This window comes from Flavobacterium cryoconiti (assembly GCF_048158645.1).
Taxonomy (GTDB): domain Bacteria; phylum Bacteroidota; class Bacteroidia; order Flavobacteriales; family Flavobacteriaceae; genus Flavobacterium; species Flavobacterium cryoconiti.
The window spans coordinates 1-17803 of sequence record NZ_JBLNKW010000015.1; the positions used below are offsets into that span (position 1 = coordinate 1).

At 35.2% G+C, this 17803-nt stretch carries 17 protein-coding genes; all 17 read right to left on the reverse strand.

Annotated elements, in window-relative coordinates; all coding sequences use genetic code 11:
* On the reverse strand, window positions 1-852 hold an 852-nt coding region (locus tag ACM55H_RS17160; RefSeq protein WP_416837674.1), incomplete at its 3' end, for a cytochrome-c peroxidase.
* Between the two features lie 460 nt (window positions 853-1312).
* Window positions 1313-2314, reverse strand: a complete 1002-nt coding sequence (locus ACM55H_RS17165) for an FAD:protein FMN transferase (RefSeq protein ID WP_416837675.1) — start codon at window positions 2312-2314, stop codon at window positions 1313-1315.
* Window positions 2315-2437: 123 nt separating this feature from the next.
* Window positions 2438-4633, reverse strand: coding sequence for a PepSY domain-containing protein (locus ACM55H_RS17170; protein WP_416837676.1), 2196 nt, complete (start codon window positions 4631-4633; stop codon window positions 2438-2440).
* Window positions 4634-4724: 91 nt separating this feature from the next.
* Window positions 4725-5207 carry a DUF2271 domain-containing protein gene (locus ACM55H_RS17175; RefSeq protein WP_416837677.1) on the reverse strand — a complete coding sequence of 161 codons (483 nt, stop codon included), beginning with the start codon at window positions 5205-5207 and terminating at the stop codon, window positions 4725-4727.
* Window positions 5208-5300: 93 nt separating this feature from the next.
* On the reverse strand, window positions 5301-6815 hold the full coding sequence (locus ACM55H_RS17180; RefSeq protein WP_416837678.1) for an ankyrin repeat domain-containing protein: 1515 nt from the start codon (window positions 6813-6815) through the stop codon (window positions 5301-5303).
* 322 nt (window positions 6816-7137) lie between these two features.
* Entirely contained in the window at window positions 7138-7347 is a 210-nt protein-coding gene (locus ACM55H_RS17185; protein WP_416837702.1) for a PepSY domain-containing protein, read from the reverse strand.
* Between the two features lie 2 nt (window positions 7348-7349).
* Entirely contained in the window at window positions 7350-7829 is a 480-nt protein-coding gene (locus ACM55H_RS17190) for a DUF6265 family protein (protein WP_416837679.1), read from the reverse strand.
* Between the two features lie 142 nt (window positions 7830-7971).
* The gene (locus ACM55H_RS17195) at window positions 7972-10272 is read right to left on the reverse strand and encodes a DNA topoisomerase 3 (RefSeq protein WP_416837680.1); all 2301 of its coding nucleotides are present in this window, start codon (window positions 10270-10272) and stop codon (window positions 7972-7974) included.
* 119 nt (window positions 10273-10391) lie between these two features.
* Entirely contained in the window at window positions 10392-11552 is a 1161-nt protein-coding gene (locus tag ACM55H_RS17200; RefSeq protein WP_416837681.1) for an FAD-dependent oxidoreductase, read from the reverse strand.
* A 53-nt stretch (window positions 11553-11605) separates the two neighbouring features.
* The gene (locus ACM55H_RS17205; RefSeq protein WP_416837682.1) at window positions 11606-12361 is read right to left on the reverse strand and encodes a helix-turn-helix domain-containing protein; all 756 of its coding nucleotides are present in this window, start codon (window positions 12359-12361) and stop codon (window positions 11606-11608) included.
* Window positions 12362-12439: 78 nt separating this feature from the next.
* Window positions 12440-13090: a DUF1801 domain-containing protein gene (locus ACM55H_RS17210; RefSeq protein WP_416837683.1), complete on the reverse strand. Its 651-nt coding sequence runs from the start codon at window positions 13088-13090 to the stop codon at window positions 12440-12442.
* Between the two features lie 97 nt (window positions 13091-13187).
* The gene (locus ACM55H_RS17215; RefSeq protein ID WP_416837684.1) at window positions 13188-14099 is read right to left on the reverse strand and encodes an alpha/beta hydrolase fold domain-containing protein; all 912 of its coding nucleotides are present in this window, start codon (window positions 14097-14099) and stop codon (window positions 13188-13190) included.
* Between the two features lie 279 nt (window positions 14100-14378).
* Window positions 14379-15362: a glycoside hydrolase family 43 protein gene (locus ACM55H_RS17220; RefSeq protein WP_416837685.1), complete on the reverse strand. Its 984-nt coding sequence runs from the start codon at window positions 15360-15362 to the stop codon at window positions 14379-14381.
* A 380-nt stretch (window positions 15363-15742) separates the two neighbouring features.
* Window positions 15743-16204, reverse strand: coding sequence for a MarR family winged helix-turn-helix transcriptional regulator (locus ACM55H_RS17225; protein ID WP_416837686.1), 462 nt, complete (start codon window positions 16202-16204; stop codon window positions 15743-15745).
* On the reverse strand, window positions 16197-16634 hold the full coding sequence (locus ACM55H_RS17230; RefSeq protein ID WP_416837687.1) for an EVE domain-containing protein: 438 nt from the start codon (window positions 16632-16634) through the stop codon (window positions 16197-16199). The genes ACM55H_RS17225 and ACM55H_RS17230 overlap by 8 nt, the downstream gene beginning before the upstream one ends.
* Window positions 16635-16645: 11 nt before the next feature.
* Window positions 16646-17008, reverse strand: a complete 363-nt coding sequence (locus ACM55H_RS17235) for a VOC family protein (protein WP_416837688.1) — start codon at window positions 17006-17008, stop codon at window positions 16646-16648.
* A 313-nt stretch (window positions 17009-17321) separates the two neighbouring features.
* Window positions 17322-17645: a hypothetical protein gene (locus ACM55H_RS17240; RefSeq protein WP_416837689.1), complete on the reverse strand. Its 324-nt coding sequence runs from the start codon at window positions 17643-17645 to the stop codon at window positions 17322-17324.
* Window positions 17646-17803 lie beyond the last annotated feature (158 nt).

Consider the following 17803-nt stretch of genomic DNA (forward strand, 5'->3'; position numbering starts at 1 on the left):
TTTTCCATTGTGTTCGGGTTGTGAAACGACACCGCCAATGCCCAAATCAATAAAGTTCACTCCTGCAGGATTTACAGCTGTTGATTGGTTATAAAATGGATTTTTTTCGTTTCTGGGTACTCCTATATTGTCATAGCTAAAATCCGTAAACAAAATTTTACCTGTTCTTTCGTCTGGCTCTAAAATGTGACATTGTGCACATTTTCCTTTACCCTGAAAAATGGCTAAACCTTTCTTTTCCGTATCTGAAAATTTTATTAATTGTTTAGCGAAATAATCAAATTTTGAGGTAAATGAATTCACTTCTTTAGATGTTTCAAAAACGGCTAAAGCATCGGCAGCATAAGACATTAATTCTTCGTCGGTCTTTGCTACTCCGTATTCTTTTTCTATTTCAGAAAAGTAAGAGGCGTTTTTTATCTTGGAAACGACATTTGCAATAGTGCCATTATTCATTTCTACTCCACCAATAAAGGGATGAATGAGCTGTTCCTTTAGGTTTGGAGATCGTCCATTAAGAAAAAGTCCACCAATATAAGTTTCATCCGTTGTATTATAGCTACGCTCCGGAGAAAATACATTGTAAGCTAAATTTGGAGAATTGATGTTCGAGAATGTTCCTGTTACAGCTCCTTCTGAAATGTCTCTATGCAAAGGATCACTAAAGCCAGTTTCTGGCGCATGGCAAGAAGCACAAGCTTGACCGATTGGATTGGAGAGGTTTTTATCAAAAAAAATCAGTTTTCCAATTGCTGTTTTATTGCTAATAACGGGCACATATTCGGAATCATCGGTACAGCTGGATAGCATTATCGCAGTAATAAAACCAATTAAAAAGTATTTTTGATTCATTTATTTGGAATAATTAAAAATAAAAACGCAAATGTATAATCTGATTTTGATTTAACAAAACTTATTTAGAATAAATATTAATAATATGTTAAAAATATATTTAATTAATTATTATTCAGTGTTTTATGTTTATTTTTTTGTAGATAACTTCCTTGTTTCTGTGTCTTTCTCTTGTAGATGTTGTTTTTTGGGCTCTATAAATTGTGAAATTCTGTCTCTAAAAAGAGTTTAAAGGTCTTTTTTATGTTAAATTTTGTTAAAGGAATAATCTAAATGTCCGTTTTGTGCGCTAAATTTTTTTTACTCCGTATTTAAAGGATTAGCACAGATTTTTAGATTAATATTTAATTTGTAAAATTTATTTCAAAAAAGGAGCATTGAAATTAACTATTCAGTGTCACAAATACTAAGTTTGTCTTTGTGAGAATAATATTATTTCTCAAGTTAAAACTTAGAGTAATTAAAACCGGGCTTTGAATTTTTTAATTCGGAAGTTTTTTGATTTCACTACTTTTCCTTCGTCGGTAATCATTAAACAACTATACCCAGGGTATTTGTTTAGCAAAAGGAGCCCTGCTGTTTTTCCTAAAACCATTAACGAAGTACTCAATCCGTTTGCCGTTTCTGCATTAGGCCCAAAAACCGTCACACTACATAATCCTGTAGCAGGATAGCCTGTAGCAGGATTGATGATATGTGAGTAGCGCTTGCCGTTAAAAAAAACAAATTTTTCATAGCTTCCCGAAGTGGTTACAGCATCTTGTTCTAACGGAACGACGGCTAAAATTTTTTCAGGATTAAAGGGATTCGTAATGCCGATATTCCAAGGGTTGCAGTTAGGCTGTTTTCCCCAGGTGCTCATATCTCCTGAACCGTTTATAATTCCGGCTTTAATCCCTTTTGCAAGCATCATATCCCGGCATTTATCAGTGGCATACCCTTCTCCTAATGCACCAAATCCAATTTTCATCCCTTTTAGTTTCAGAAAAATGGTGGATTGAACACTATCCAAGATTATATTTTTATAGCCCACTTTTTCAACCGATTTCTGAATGGCCTCCGCCGAAGGCATCGTTGTCATGGAACCATCAAATTTCCAGATTTTATCCATTGCCGCAAAACTGACATCAAAACCGCCGTTGGTTGCCTCAGAAAACGAAATCGCTCTTTGCGTTAATTCAAAAACTTCTTTATCCACTTTCACAGGTCTAATACCCGCATTTTGGTTCACTTCGGATACCTGTGAGTCCGGTTTCCAGTCGGATATCAAATTTTCGATTCGTGTAATTTCTGCAATAACAGCGTCTATATTTTGTTCTGCCGATAGCGAATCCTTTGCCACAATGGTAATGTCAAATCGACCGCCCATAAGTAAGGTGGTTCTTTTTCGTAAGATTTGGCTGTTGCTTGTGAAGGTACATGCAATTAAGAAGAGAAATAGAAATTGGTGTTTAGCTATCATATTAGAATTTAAAAGTATCAATTTGTCATTTCGACGAAGGAGAAATCTCATTAGTTGCTCTCGTTATGCGATTTCTCCTTCGTCGAAATGACAAAATAACATAATTCAAGTGATTAATTTATACTAATAACAATCCGTTAGCACTTGTCCATTGACTTTATAATCTGAAACATTTAAAGCTGTTTGGGTAAGAAGTGTATCAAGGGCAGATTCTACGTCCTTTTGCATGGCAAGCGAACCGCAAATCATTACAACGCCTCCTTGTGTTAGCAAATCTATAAAAAAATCAGCATCTCGTTTGATTAGATCCATTACATAATGATGGTTCGCTTCGCGAGATAATGCCACATGAAAACTTTTAAGATGCTGTTTTTGAATCATTTCAGCTGCAAATTTTTCATATCCTAAAACAGTTTCAGTTGCTTTTCGAAAACCACAATACAAATGAATTGCTGTTTTTTTCTTATTTTGCTCCATCATTCCCAGAAAGGGAGCAATACCGGTTCCATTTGAAATTAGCGCCACTTTGGATGCTTTTTTCGGGAAGTGAAAAGCAGCATTCTTGAGTATTCTCGCTTTTATAATCGAACCAGGTTCAACATCATATAAATAGCCTGAACCCAAACCAGAAGGATGCAGTTTTACCACTAATTGTATGTTGCCGTTATGATTTCCGATAGAGTAGAGACGTTCTCGTGTGTCATTTGCAGGATAAATAGCCAAGAGGTCGCCCGACGTAAATTTAGCGTTCATACTAGCTCGTAATGTGAGTAAAAAAGTATGTTCCGTATCAGAAATGGCAGTTTTATTGAGTACCATAAACTTTTGTAAACCTTTTGGAACATGATTGTATAATGATGGAGTGGAGGAAATAGGAATTCCCGTTTTGGCACTCCATAATTTTACCCAACCTACAAATTCTTCAGCCGATTTGTCGTTTACTGTTTGTAATTCTAATAAAGGTTCCGCCCAATCTTGTTTTGCCAATATGACATCAATGTCACGCGCAAAACCACAAAAATCAGGATAGGCCTTTGAACCAAAACCAACTACAGAAACATTGATTTTTTGCTGTTGCTCTGTTTTGTTTATTAGTGCTATAAATTTACTTGCATTAGAAGGAGGGTCACCCAATCCGTGGGTTGAAGTAAATACGATAAGATGTTTTGCTTTTGGATAAACCGAATAGTTATTCAATTCAGTAAGGAAAACTTTTTTTCCGTTGGCAAGCAATTGTTTCTGAATAGCATTGGCAAATAGTAATGAACTGCCATTTTCGGAACCTACCAGTAAAATGAATGTACTGTCTTCAGGTTTGTACTTATTTTTAATGCGACTCGATCTTCGTTTTAAAGTCATGGCAAAACCGGAGTAGATAAAAACCAGAATATTTAAACTCGCTATTGCTAAAATTATAGCCCATAAAATACTTGCTCTCCCGGTATGCAAATCAAGACTCAAATCCGATACTAAAGTTCTCATTGGAAAAGGAGTTTCACTTACTATTGCACCAGTAATTTGGTTGACTTCTATTTCTCGGTCCTTTAATGTAATAATATAATATTCCCCGGGATCATCCGAAAAAGGGAATTCAATTTTTTGAACATCAGCCAGAAGCGTGTTTTTAAATGCGGACGAATCAGTATCTTTTTTTGAAACAAGCGTGGTTGCTGCCATTTCGATTTTTTCTTCTGAATCTGTTTTATCGATGAAAAAGTTAAACTTTTCCAAGGTTAAATAGGTTCCTGAAAGGGCAATTATCAGAATGGGGATTAACGCCAATCTACCTAATACAACATGATAATATTGAGCAAAATAGTCTTTGATGACTTTAGAAAAGAAATTGCGTAGGCCTCTTTGCCTGTTAAGAACCAGAGTGAAACCCGAAATGGAAATCAATACTAACAAGAAGGAAATAAAACCAACAAAAAAACGCCCGGTTTCTTTAAGGAATAAAGAGCGGTGGAGCGCTGTAGTCCATTGGATAAAGTCACTTTTTTTTAGGGGTGTGCCTATTATTTTTCCGGTTTTGGGATTAATATAGGCATCGACATCATTGTCTTCCTGATCAATACCTTGCAGGGTTACAAATTGATTGTGGTCAACACTTAATTCTGTTATTTCAGGGTAGTTTTTTTTTAGTACAGGCAAGGTTTCTCCCAGCGTTATTTTTTCAAAATTTTCCACTCGGTAGGGTGGTGTTTTCTCCTGAATTGTATCAAATGCAAGTATAGTACCTGTTACAGATGCCAATACTAAAAATGCAGCAGAAAATACAGCCAAAGCCAAGTGTGAGTAACGCCAAAAAGAAAGAGTCATTGATAATAAATTTTAACATATAAGTCATATAAGTTTTACGTTTTGTAAAAGCTTATATGACTTATATGGTTTAATGCAAAAGCTGTTTATTTTATATTTTGCTTAATCTTACGTAGCGAATATACCCTTTACCTTCTGTTTTTTCAGCGATTCCTTGGGTGGTAAGAGGGATTTCTAAATCAGCGGTGTAATATTTATGATCTTCTACTGCTGTTTCAAATCGCAATTTATACCCTTTGTTGATTTTAGCATCTTCAATTTCTATGGTGGTTATGCTGCGGTCACCACCAGTTACTGAAGCTCCTGTTTTGGCACTGATATCCGAAGGTTTTTTAGAATAGAATTTATGCCATTCTTTAAGGGTTTTGTACCATTTTTTATCGTCACCCATTACATATAATGTTTTGTCATATTCGCCTTTGGCATTTACAAGTGAAACCACAATATAAGCGCCTTCTCCCATATAGTTGGACATTTGGAGCATGCATTTGTATTTACTGGTTTGTGCTGTTGCTTGAAAAGATAAAAGGCATAGTAGCACAGCCGTTAGGCTTATTTTTAGTATTGACTTCATATGTAGATAATATTTGTTTTTTAATGGAATATGGAATTCGCATATATTCATTGGTTTTTGCGACCAATTTAAGGTCATGCTCATTTCATAATTTTATTTTAAAAATTCAACAGATACGTTGTTTTTAGTTAACGACTCATTTTCTTTTGCCAAGACATAAACACTTTCGTCAAACTCAGTGGTAATTTCTTTATTGGCACCAATAGATACCAAGTATTTCAAGATAGTATCGTCTTTAGAAATCATGGCAGCTTTGTGTAAGGCTGTTAAACCATCTTTGTTTTTTGCGTTTATATCGATGTTTAAATCGGCAATTTTCTTTAGTAAAGCTAAATCATTTTTAATTATAGCCAAATGATATAGTGTGCTTCCGTCTTTTTGTGGAGTGGCTAAGTTTAATCCTTTGTCTTGAAGTAGTTTTATTTTAGCAGCAAAAGGATCTTGTTTTGGTGCATTAGCTCCTTCTGGTCCACGTCCCATTCCCATTTGCGGTTTGTAAGATTGTATTAAGTAAAAGGCCAGATTGTTTCCTTCTTTGTCAGTAACTTTAGCATCAGCACCTTTACTTAAAAGTAGCGCTACTGCTTCAGGAGTTCCTGACTTTACAGCTATCGTTAATGCCGATTCTCCTTTTCCGTTTTGTGTATTGTTGTTTTTTACAATTGGTAATAATTGTTCTAATGCAGCTGTTTCTTTGGCAGCAGCTGCAACCATTAAAGGAGTATTTCCTTCGTTATCCGCTTTATTTACATCCACTCCTTTAGCTAAGAAGTAGTTGATGATTTCGGTTTGGTTGGATTTGCTTGCCAGAAAATGAAGTACAGTTTCTCCAGACTTGCTTGTAGCTGTTGGTTTTATTTTTAAATCTTCTACCAAGTATTTATACGTTTCTATTGTATTTGATTCTCTTCTTGAACCTTGCGCAGCAAAAATAAGTGCATTGTCATTGTATTTCACTCCCTTTTCTAATAAGGTTTTTAAGAAAGGTACATTGCCTGTTTTGGCTACATAATTAAAAGCCGTATTGCCATTGTTGTCCACATCTTTAAGAGACATTCCTTTTGTTGCAAAATAGTTGGAAAGGGCAAGGCTCTTGTCTGATGAAATTGCCATAAGTAATAGGTTTGCACCGTCTTGGTATTTTTTATTTGGGGCTATTCCGGCTTTAAAAAAAGCTTCATAAACCGCCGTATTGCTTACACCACTACTGGCTGCAGCGGTAACTGGAAAACTACTGTGGCTGTCTTCCAAATTAATATCCGAACCTTTATCAATTAAGTATTGTATAATTTCTAAATTTCCTTTGCCGGCTGCCCAATGCAAATATATGCGATTATCGTGAGTCGGTTTTTTTACACTGTTTCCAGGTTGTTCCAATAAAAATTTTATTGTCGAAGCCGGGGCATCATTCATAATAGCCATTACCACCGCATCAAATGATCTGTCATTCGATTCGGAAGGATTGTTTCCTTTTGCTATTTCAGCCTTAACTGCGTTTACATCTGGTGCTGTTTTCCAAAATGACTGCTCTAAAAGTGTGTTTTTTTGCTGCGCACTAACAAATAAAGAGGTGACTAAGGCAAAAGAAATAAAAAGATTCTTCTTCATAAAGGTTGTTATTAATAGGTACGTTATTCAAATTAGTTTTTTGTCTAAATGCTAAGCAGTAGTTACTACTTGGGTAAGACAGGTTATTTAGAATAAATAAAAATAGCGCAAATGTAAAAATAAATAGTATAATAGCAATCATTAATTTACCCTTTATGAGTAAATTTTATTGTGTTGTTTTTTAAATTTACTTAATGCTGTTCTGCACTATTTTTAACTCAGAAGAGAATACGGACTCTTTTGAGTGCTTATTTAGACATAAAAAATATTGAAAGGTTTAAAACAACTACTTTAAATCTTTCAATATTGTTTTTTTATTAGTTTAAGCCTTGGCAGTTGTTGTACTTTTTCTTTTTTTATTTCGTCCCCACCAAATGTAGAATCCGTATGTAAGAAAGCTCGGAATCAGTAAGCTGATTAAAAAAGCAACTGTTTTTTTAGCTAGTCCGACTACTGTACCAGTATGAATATCATAACAAAAAAACCTTGCTTTTCTAGAGCAAGGTTTTGATTTGAGTGTGAAATATTGAATTTCTACTTCGTTTTTTTCATCGAAAACTGTTCTGAACTTGGTTTCCCTTGTTGAATTCCCGAAATTTTAGCCACCAAACTGTCAGGTGTAATTTGGGTGTAACTGATCTTTTGAGGATAGTCGTGTTTTGGATTTTCAAAAACCAATTGTTTCTCGGTTGCAGTTGTTAATTTAAAAGAAACCGGTTTGTCATCGTTTTGTCCTTTTACGGCTGCATTGTAAGTCAATTCTTCTCCTTTTTGTTTTAATGTTATGGTTTCAAAATGCAAAGTGTCTTTTTCTTTTATAAAGTAGGACTGTGCTTGAAAGGTGCTGTCATTTACTTTTTTCCACGTTTCGGAAAGATTTCCATCAGCAGAATTGTTTTCCCAGTTTCCCAGTAGCCAGCGTGCTGCTTTGATTTTATCTTTTTCATTTGAATCGGATTCTTTGCAGGAAACAAGGGCTAACAAAAGCAGTGTAAAAGTTATTTTTTGAAACATTTATTTAAATATATGATGTTATTTTAAAATGCTAAATTATAAAAAAATAGAATAGAATGATTTTTGATTTTAGATTAACGATTTTTGATCTAAGATAGTATAGACCTCTTAAATGGACAATCTACTAATTTATTAACCCAAATCAGCAATCATTTTTACTTTCTTTCAAAATAGTATAAACCAATTCTTTGGTGGGTTTTTGATCTTTTAATTTGGCTCTAACCACATCAAAGGTAACTTTGAAATCACATCCTAATTTATATTGGCTGCAACCATAAGCGGTTTTCCCTTTCAGAACCGTTCCTTTTTGACATTTCGGACAAGCTAATTCGTCTGGTATTGTTTTCGCTTCCGTTTTCTTCGGTTCTAATTTGAGTTTAAAATTTTCATCAAAGCGAAGCAAACCTTCCACAGTTCCGACATCGGTTTTGAAGTCTTTCAAGTTTACCGTAGATCCTTTTTGAAGCAATCGCAAGTATTGGTTCTCTGATATTTTTTTCTCCGCAAAAGTATAGGGCAATAGAAACGTGCAACCTGCTTTATATTCGCTACAACCATAAGCTGATTTTCCTTTTATTAGTGTTCCTTTTTTACATTTGGGACAGGCTTCCGCCAAAATCCCTGCTGCTTTCTTTTTCTCTACTTTAGCCACTTCTTTTTGGACATTTCCTGCGTGCGAAATATTGGCACGTCTGGTTTCACTCCGTACTTCATACACCAAGACTTCTACCATGCGTTTCATGTTCTTAATAAACGCGGCGGCGGTAAACGTTCCTTTTTCAATATCTTTCAACTGTTTTTCCCAAGAACCCGTAAGTTCTGCCGACTTTACCAAATCATTTTGAATGGTATCAATTAGTTGAATTCCCGTTGGAGTAGGCAATACCTGTTTTTTGTTTCTTACGATGTATTGGCGCCTAAAAAGGGTTTCAATAATATTGGCTCGTGTTGATGGACGACCAATGCCGTTTTCTTTCATCAATTCACGTAAATCTTCATCGTCAACTTGTTTGCCCGCAGTTTCCATAGCCCGCAATAAAGTGGCTTCCGTAAACTGATTGGGTGGCTTGGTTTCCTTTTCTAAAAACGAGGGTTCATGTGGTCCTTTTTCGCCTACAACAAAACTGGGCAATATATCGGCTTCTTTTTCTTTGGCATTTGGGTCTTCAAAAACTACGCGAAATCCTTTTTTTAAGATTTCTTTTCCGGTGGTTTTGAACATTACATCAGCTGCTTTTCCTATTACGGTGGTATTGGCTACCAAACAATCGTCATAAAACACCGCAATAAAACGTTTTGTAATAATATCATAGACTTGTTGCTGATTGTATTGCAAATTGGTTTGAATCCCCGTTGGAATAATCGCGTGGTGATCCGTTACTTTTTTATCATTGAAAACTTTGGTCGATTTTTTAATCTTTTTTCCTAAAAGTGGTTGCGTCAACGCTGCATAATTGGTCAGATTTTGCAGAATACTGGGCACTTTTGGATAGATATCGTTTGGTAAAAACGTGGTATCGACTCTGGGGTACGTGACTACTTTTTGTTCGTACAAAGTTTGGACAATTTTAAGCGTTTCATCTGCCGTAAAGCCAAACTTGGTATTGCAATATACTTGTAAACCTGTTAAATCAAATAGTTTAGGAGCAAACTCATTGCCATTCTTTTTTTCAACAGAGACAATTTCGAATTCGCTTTCCTTGACTTTATTGGCGAGAAGTTCACCATCTTCTTTTTTCAAAAAGCGTCCTTCCTCATAACTAAAAAGCGTCTCTCTGTATAAAGTTTGTAATTCCCAATACGGTTGCGGCTTGAAATTCTCAATTTCCTTGAATCGGTCTACCACCATGGCCAGTGTGGGAGTTTGCACCCGTCCAATAGACAATACTTGTTTGTACCCGCCATGTTTTACGGTGTACAAACGGGTGGCGTTCATACCGAGTAACCAGTCGCCAATGGCTCTGGAAAATCCTGCGTAATATAAATTATCGTAGTTGGCGGATGGTTTTAAGTTTTCAAAACCCTCTTTGATGGCTTCGGTGGTAAGGGATGAAATCCACAAGCGTTTTACCTCGCCTTTGTACTGGGCTTCATTCATGACCCAGCGCTGGATGAGTTCTCCTTCTTGCCCGGCATCCCCGCAGTTGATGACCAACTCGGCTTTTTCGAACAGGCTTTTTATGATTTTAAATTGCTTTTGAATACCCGAATTTTCCACCACTTTAGTTTCAAATTTATCGGGAAGCATGGGCAGGTTATTTAGGTCCCAACTTTTCCAATGGGGTTTGTAATCGTTGGGTTCTTTCAAGGTGCATAAATGGCCAAAAGTGTAAGTTACCTGATAACCATTGCCTTCGTAATACCCATCGTGCTTGGTATTGGCTCCTAAAACGGATGCGATTTCGCGTGCTACACTTGGTTTCTCGGCAATACAGACCTTCATTTTCTCCTTCTAATTTAAGGGCGCAAATTAGGAATTTAGAAATTGGTATTAAAAAGAAATCTGTAGGAGTTATGAACGGGTAGGAGTGAGTCCATGCAAACTTCACAGAACCTCTTTTTTTAATGTTCGCTAAAAAAATGCAACATTGTTTTCAACGCATCTTTTGAGTGCATCTTTTCACCATTTTCAAGTGATTCTTGTGCTGCCTTTGCTGCTCGTTTACACATGTTGAGTTCATAAATAGAAATGGCTTCCTGCACTGTATTATAATTATCAGACGTCAGATATTCACTTAGTTCCAAAGCATCAAGCATAGCCATATTTGCACCTTCGCCTGCAAAAGGCGGCATTACATGCGCGGCATCACCAATCATTGTTAAATTAGGCAAAGCTTCCCAGGTTTGATTTAGGGGCATACAATAAATGGGACGCGGAATAAAAGGTATTGCAACATTTTCAAATAGTTCGTGCCAGACACTGCTCCATTCCGGATATTCTTTTTTAAACCATTCCAACATTTGTACTTTATCAGAATAATCTAGGCTGTTATTTGTAGCCCAATTTTCATCTGCTTTAAAGCTTGCATAAAAGCCAAGATCCCCACCGCCTTTTTGTCCAAGTAGTAAATTTTTTGTATTTCCAAATGCCATTATTTTCCCACCATCTATTATTGAATCGATGTAAGGTGTTGTTTTTTTGGATTGGTAAACATTGCCCTCAAGCATCGTTATACCTGAATAAAATGGCTTGATGTCTGTGATGTATGGTCTGATTTTAGAATTGGCACCATCCGAAGCAATTACAATATCTGCGTAAGCCGATGACCCGTTTTTGAAATGCAATAACCAGCCTCCATTTTGCGCTTCCATCGAAATAAAATGGCTGTCCCAAACCACCGTTTTAGGCTGTAGGGATTCCAATATTATTTTTCGCAATACACCTCGGTCGATCTCAGGACGAAAATAGGTATTGTCAAAATCTTCCTCAAGATTCGTTTCGTGATTGCTGAAAAATATTGTTGCTTGTTCATCTACGATGCGTGTTTTATCGGCACCTGGCATAAAGTTATTTTTGAATTCGTTAAATAAATCGGCTTTACGAATCGCTGCCAAACCAGATTCGTCATGCAAGTCTAGCGGTGAGCCTTGTACTCGTGCGTTTTTATTTAAATCTCTTTCGTACACTTTTACATTTACGTTCTGCAATTGTAAAAGCCTGGCTAAGGTAAGGCCGCTGGGACCGCCGCCAATAATAGCGACTTGTTTATTTTCTAGTAACATTCCGTTTAATTTTAGATTAATTTTATTCCGTTCCGCTTTGGATCGGGACAAAACTATTGCTCTTTTAGAACTGATAATAGTATAAATCGGTCATTCTTATTTTTTAGTAATTCGCTGGGTGCAACACCCGAGAATTTTTTAATTTCTTTTATAAAATGGGTTTGATCTGTGAAGTTTAATTCCGGAAAAAGTTTGCCTTTTGCAATATGCTCTAAGGATGCCTTGAATCGTAAAATTTTACAAAATGTGTTTAACGAAAGTCCAAATTGTTTATTGAAATAACGATTGATTTCCCTGCTGCTCCAGGCTATTTCTTCTGAAAGATTTTGTATTTTTATTTCGCCGTTTGAAGCGTAAATCAATTCAAAGAGTTTGCGTTTTCTGTCATCAATTTCGATAGGCAAAAATTCATTTAGTTTTAGGACTATTTTTGTATGAAATGCATCGAAATCTTTTAAGTCATCAGAGTGGATATTCCAAAAGTCTTGAGGCAGATTTTTTCCGCTGTTTAAAAAATCAGCAATAGAAGTCTTTAAAATATATTCCACCCCAAGCGGTCTAAAGCTAACTTTAAAAGCAAGTGTGTGCGGTGGAATAATTCTTTGTTCCGGTACCGTTTCCAATCCGATAAGTACAATCTGAAAAGGTGTCAGTTCCGATTGCATAAAAAACAAATCAACTCTTCCATCGGGCATTAGAATCACTTCTTTTGGTTTGTCTGATTGGTTGTGAAACATCCCAATATTTTCTACAAAATCAGCAAGTGAGTTGTTTGGAAGTATGAATTTGTAACAGAAGTCATTATTCATATTTTAAATTAATTGTTTTGTTGCTTTAAAATAGCGGACAACATGCTATGGCTGGTCCTAAAATAACTACGCAGATTGTCATTTATTTTCTCCTCGAATGTATTTGTGTGAACCATCGCAGGTGGGCATTTTTTTAGACATTCCACAAATGCAATCATTGAATCCTTTTCCGTCAAGAATTCGCGGAATGTAATTTTCTATTCTGTTTTCCCGAGTTTTGGATTGTTTGGGAGCCGAAAAATACAGATTATAGGCTCGTTGTCGTCCCGGCGTTAAGGCTTTAAAAGCTATTTTTAAAGAAGGATTTTTGTCTAAAGCAATTTGTAATTCTGCCACCAATTCAAGTTCTGTATTGCTTTTAAAAATCACTTTCAAGCCCGCTTTTTCTAACTCAATGGCTTCATAAATATAGTTTTTTATGATGGGTTTCAGTTCTTGAATTTCTTGCAAACTCGTAAACTTAAAGAAGCGTACTGCCTGACTGTTTTCTCCCGGTTTACTTAGTAGACCATTGCTGTCTTGTAACAAAGTCCCTTTGAAAAAACTAAGCGCACAGTACTCTTTAAAAAGACCTATAAGAACAACATTATTTCCTTGAAAAGTGTAACAAGGATTTCGCCACTTGAATTCTTCGGTTAGACCGCAATCGAGAAGCAATAGTCGCAATAGCTCTATTTCGAGCTGCCATTTTTTGGCATTACTAATAAATGCATCAACTTTGGGATTCATTTTATTTGATTTTAAAATAAAAGAGGTTTTGGTTTTATAAAAGTATTAAAAAGCTCGTTGCAAACAAACACCAGTAGGTAGCGAAGGTGAATTGAAATTATTTTAAATATGTATTCAAAAACACTATAATTTTGTTTTTTATATCTTCAGTATTAAATAATGTTCCACCATGTTGGGCATTCGGCACAATTACAAAATCACTTTGGACGTTTGCCAGCTTTAAGTAAGAATCTAATAATTTTGATAGTGTAATAGGAACAGTTTGATCCTTATCGCCGTGAAATATTAGAAATGGCGGGTCATTTTTATCAACATAAGTAGTAGGACTGGCGATTTTTGCTAAATCTGGCCGTAGAAGTGGCTGTGCGCCAAGCAAAGCAGTCGAAGTTGATTTCTGTTCCCCTTCATCTAAAGACATACTACCTATTCGGGCAATAAAATCTGAGGGTCCATAAAAATCGATTACTCCCTTGATTTTAAAAACAGGTTGTTTTTTATTGAAATAAAATGCTTCGTTGTTATTATTATTTGATGTTCCCATCAGTGAAGCCAAATAGCCACCTGCTGAAAAACCGATAACAGCAATATTATCTTTATCTAAAAAATATTTTTCGGCGTTTTTATACAGAAAATCAACTGCTTGGTTGCAATCTTCTATTTGAGCAGGGAAGATTGCGGTAGTACTGTATCGATAATTAATTGACGCAACGGCAAAACCATTCGCTAAAAGTGCATTTATCGTTGTTTTCATGTTTTCCATATCACCATATTTGTCACCCTGTCTCCAACCACCACCATGAATCCAAATCACAAGTGGTGATTTTTTTTCATGCTTTGCAGGTACGTATATATCAAGTGTATGCTTTACTAGTGAATCCGAAGCATAAGGAATATTAGGATACATAACTGTTCCCTGAGGAAATAAATTTTGGATATTCGATGGGATTTGTGCTGCGAGCTTGCCAGTAAAGAAAATGAGAAACAATAAAAAGACAGTACTTTTATTCATGATGAGTTGTTATATTTTAGATTGGTTTTTCTTTGGCATGTCTCTAATGTCCCTTATTACAAGAGGTTTGGGACTAAATTAGCGTTATTTTTCGGTTTAACCAAATGCTCAAAATTGCAAACATGTTGTGAAAAGTTGGGGAGACTTCGCAGCAATCCCGACTTTTAAGAACGTTATTTTTTTAAGGAACACTTCGCGTAGCAGGATTGATCAATTACTGCAAAAATTAGATTTTTTTCATTCGACTGATGCATTATGAATTAATAAGATACCTTAAAGTTATTTAATTCTATGTGCTCTTACCCCTTCGTTGGTAATCGTAATTGGTTTGATAAAACCTTTTTCGTCAAAAAACATTTCTTCTATGCATGTTTCTCTTGAATTGACATCTGTTTCGGTAAGTGGTCTTCTGTGATAAACGATATAATATTGATTAGAATCAGGCGCTTTCATAACCGAATGATGCCCTGCTCCAGTAGCGATTTTAGGATCTTGTTGCAAGACCTTACCAATTCGCTTAAATGGTCCCATCGGAGAATCTGCAATGGCATATGCTACGCAATAATTAGGTCCACCCCAGCCTCCTTCTGACCACATAAAATAATATTTGTTATTTCGGATAAACATAAATGGTCCTTCAACATAATTTTCCGGGGTAATCTCTCTAAATACTGTTTTGTCTTTGAAAGGGATGAAACCAGTAAAATCTGGTCTCAATTTACCAATATTGCAATGTTTCCATCCTCCATAAATTAAATAATGTTGACCATCCTTATCTCTAAAAACAAATTGATCAATAGGTTGTGCACCATTATAAAATTTACCAACTAATGGCTTTCCTAAATAATCTTTAAAAGGCCCTTCAGGTTTGGATGCAACCGCTACACCTATTCCTCCAATTTCAGTATCATTTTGAATGTCGTTAGCTCCAAAAAACAAAAAATATTTATTCTTATTTTTAATGATTGACGGTGCCCACATCGCTTTTTTTGCCCATTTTACAGCAGTTGTATCTAAAACTTTAGAATGTTTTGTCCATTGGGTTAAATCAGAAGATGAAAAAGCATCCAGAAAAACTTGTTTTTCATAAGGAGCTGAAAAAGTGGGATATATCCAGTATGTTTTATCAAAAATGATTCCTTCAGGATCGGCATACCAACCTTTAAAAATAGGATTATTATTTTTTATTTTATCAGAAACCGCATTTTGTGCAATGGTTTTTGAGCAAAAAATAATAAATAGTAATACTAAAACTCTGTTCATGGTTTTTATTTTAAAAGTAAAACAAATTTTCTAAAACGATTTACTGTAAAAGATGTTTTTATCATTAATAATTTTGCTTTTAATAAATTGATTTTAAATTAAAACTCAAATAATGGATATGCAAATAAAAACGGAGAGCACTTCGCGTAGCTGATTGTTGTTTTTTAGGAGCAGAACGAGTGGTTTTTTCAAGAACGAAACTTCCTGCTGTCCGCTGTATCTCTGCGCAGCGCTACGAGGATGCCGCTTCCATCAGGGCTAAAGATTTCGTTTGATTTTCATAATATAAAAGTAAAAAAAACATAAAATATTGGAAACAGATTTTTTCTAGTAAAGCTAGTGTGAGCGTCGCGCTCCTGCCAATTACAATGTTAGTGCTTTTATTCGTTCTTGTTTTGGTCAATAAGTAGAACCATATTCTTATTGAATTGTGAAAGTTTAGTGTCTAATGTAGTAAAAAAATCTAAGTCAGCATTTTCTACCTCAATAATGGCTTTCTGCAAAACAACTTCTCCATTAGTTGTCAGTCTAATTGTTTTTGCTCTTGTGTCTGTTTCGTGTTCTTTTCGAGTTATAAACCCTTTATCTTCTAATGTTCGCAATACTTTTGATACCATCATTCTGTCGGCATTACTTTGATTGGCAATGTCAACTTGTGTTACAGATTTATTTTTTTTTGAAAGCCAACCTAATGCCGCTAACAACACAAATTGTGTTTGAGTTAAGTCTAAAGGATCTAAAACCTTTTTTAGTTTGCGCTGCCATAGCATAGTTAGTTGTCCAAGCAAATAACCGGGGCTATCGTTTGGACTTTTAAAATGGAAATCAATTTCTTTAGGCATAATTTTGAAGCATTTGTGATGAAATTAAATCAAAGTCGTGTTGGTTAATTTCAAAGAAACCAAATCGAAATGGATAACCCCAACTTTTTTTGTTTTGAATGAAATCTAAATCGTTAATTAAAGGAAGAATAGAAGTGTCATTACATTGCTCGAATGCAATGTTGCGTCTTGAAGGGCAAAAATCCTCCGAAACTTGAAACTGGTATATTTCATCATCTATCACTTTTCCTAATGCTGTAAACTCTTGGCATTTGTCTGGTTTGCCCATGGTTTGCTTTCCTGAATAATAAATTACAAAGTCTCCCTTTTTCATTCTCTTTAATGGTGAAGATTTTCCGTGGCAGGCTTGAGCAATTCCTTCTGCAATTCCCGTTTTTACGTGGTCTTTTGATGCCACAGCTATCCAATATTTTGTATCTCCATTAATCATTTTCAGTAGTTTTAAATTGTTTCTAAAAATGTAATAATGTAACCATCTGGGTCTTTTGCCATCAACGTTTTACCAAAAGGGGTGTTGTTGATTGCTCCTATAAGCGTTACTCCTTTTCCAGTAAGTTGGTTTTGTAGTTCTTCAATTTTTTCATCAATAGCGAACCAAAGTGAGGCACCTACACCAAGTTCTTTGCCGTCTATGTTCCCAATGGGTGTTCTTATAGCAAAACTTGCTTCGCCTTTGTTGAACTTAAAAACATAGGCATATGGATTGCTCATTTCGGATAATTCAAATCCTAATTTGTTTGTGTAGAAGGCTTTTGATACTTCCAAATCTCTTACCTGAAGAGACGCAAAATCTAATTTTCTCATTTTATTTATTTTTAATGTTGTCGCAAATATAGTATATATGATAACAATAATTTTAAAATTTTAAAATTTTCTTTACTTAGGTCAAAATGAGGATGTGTTTTATGCAACTAAAAAAAGTATATAAACAAATCTAAAGACTCCCCAAAGTCTTCTCGAAAACGAAATAGTATTAGTGGTGTAGCCATTTTGCAAACGCTACGATAGTGCTCTAAATTAAAATTGGTACTTGTTGCAAACGAGCATCAGTAGAATTCGTGCAGAAATCCCGATTCTATTTTGCTAATATGACTTATTTATAATTTGCAGTGCTGGGTTAGTTATTAGCAAATAATTTCTTTGATTCTTTCCAACTCATAAAATCCTCATTTTGTATTCGACGGGATTGAATTTTAGACGAAAATTTTCCGGATTGTTTCATCGCTTCTAAATGGGTGCCATTGCGATAAAAAGTGTTAATTTCATTCTCATTTTCCCATAGAGTCATGGTGTACCAAACTTTCAAATTCCAACTACCGATTACTTTGTATTTTTTGCAATTGGATTGTTTCAACTGTTCAATAATTTGCCCATTGAACTTAAAAAAAGCAATCATTTTTAGATACGAATTTAATTCGATTTTAGTGATGGATACTATCATTCGCTTTTATTTGTGTTTCCTACAATGCTCACGAAGATTACTGTTTTTCTGTTTATAAATGCAAAATAGCTACAAAAAATATTTTCTGTAGCTTTTCTGACTTGTTTTACCTGCTCTCGTTTGTGGGCACAGAATTCAATTCTGCGCTAACGATTGTG

Coding starts and splice junctions, on each gene's coding strand:
- ACM55H_RS17165 (WP_416837675.1), bottom strand. CDS start 2,314: ATGATAGCTAAACACCAATTTCTATTTCTCTTCTTAATTGCATGTACC.
- ACM55H_RS17170 (WP_416837676.1), bottom strand. CDS start 4,633: ATGACTCTTTCTTTTTGGCGTTACTCACACTTGGCTTTGGCTGTATTT.
- ACM55H_RS17175 (WP_416837677.1), bottom strand. CDS start 5,207: ATGAAGTCAATACTAAAAATAAGCCTAACGGCTGTGCTACTATGCCTT.
- ACM55H_RS17180 (WP_416837678.1), bottom strand. CDS start 6,815: ATGAAGAAGAATCTTTTTATTTCTTTTGCCTTAGTCACCTCTTTATTT.
- ACM55H_RS17190 (WP_416837679.1), bottom strand. CDS start 7,829: ATGTTTCAAAAAATAACTTTTACACTGCTTTTGTTAGCCCTTGTTTCC.
- ACM55H_RS17195 (WP_416837680.1), bottom strand. CDS start 10,272: ATGAAGGTCTGTATTGCCGAGAAACCAAGTGTAGCACGCGAAATCGCA.
- ACM55H_RS17200 (WP_416837681.1), bottom strand. CDS start 11,552: ATGTTACTAGAAAATAAACAAGTCGCTATTATTGGCGGCGGTCCCAGC.
- ACM55H_RS17205 (WP_416837682.1), bottom strand. CDS start 12,361: ATGAATAATGACTTCTGTTACAAATTCATACTTCCAAACAACTCACTT.
- ACM55H_RS17210 (WP_416837683.1), bottom strand. CDS start 13,090: ATGAATCCCAAAGTTGATGCATTTATTAGTAATGCCAAAAAATGGCAG.
- ACM55H_RS17215 (WP_416837684.1), bottom strand. CDS start 14,099: ATGAATAAAAGTACTGTCTTTTTATTGTTTCTCATTTTCTTTACTGGC.
- ACM55H_RS17220 (WP_416837685.1), bottom strand. CDS start 15,362: ATGAACAGAGTTTTAGTATTACTATTTATTATTTTTTGCTCAAAAACC.
- ACM55H_RS17225 (WP_416837686.1), bottom strand. CDS start 16,204: ATGCCTAAAGAAATTGATTTCCATTTTAAAAGTCCAAACGATAGCCCC.
- ACM55H_RS17230 (WP_416837687.1), bottom strand. CDS start 16,634: ATGATTAATGGAGATACAAAATATTGGATAGCTGTGGCATCAAAAGAC.
- ACM55H_RS17235 (WP_416837688.1), bottom strand. CDS start 17,008: ATGAGAAAATTAGATTTTGCGTCTCTTCAGGTAAGAGATTTGGAAGTA.
- ACM55H_RS17240 (WP_416837689.1), bottom strand. CDS start 17,645: ATGATAGTATCCATCACTAAAATCGAATTAAATTCGTATCTAAAAATG.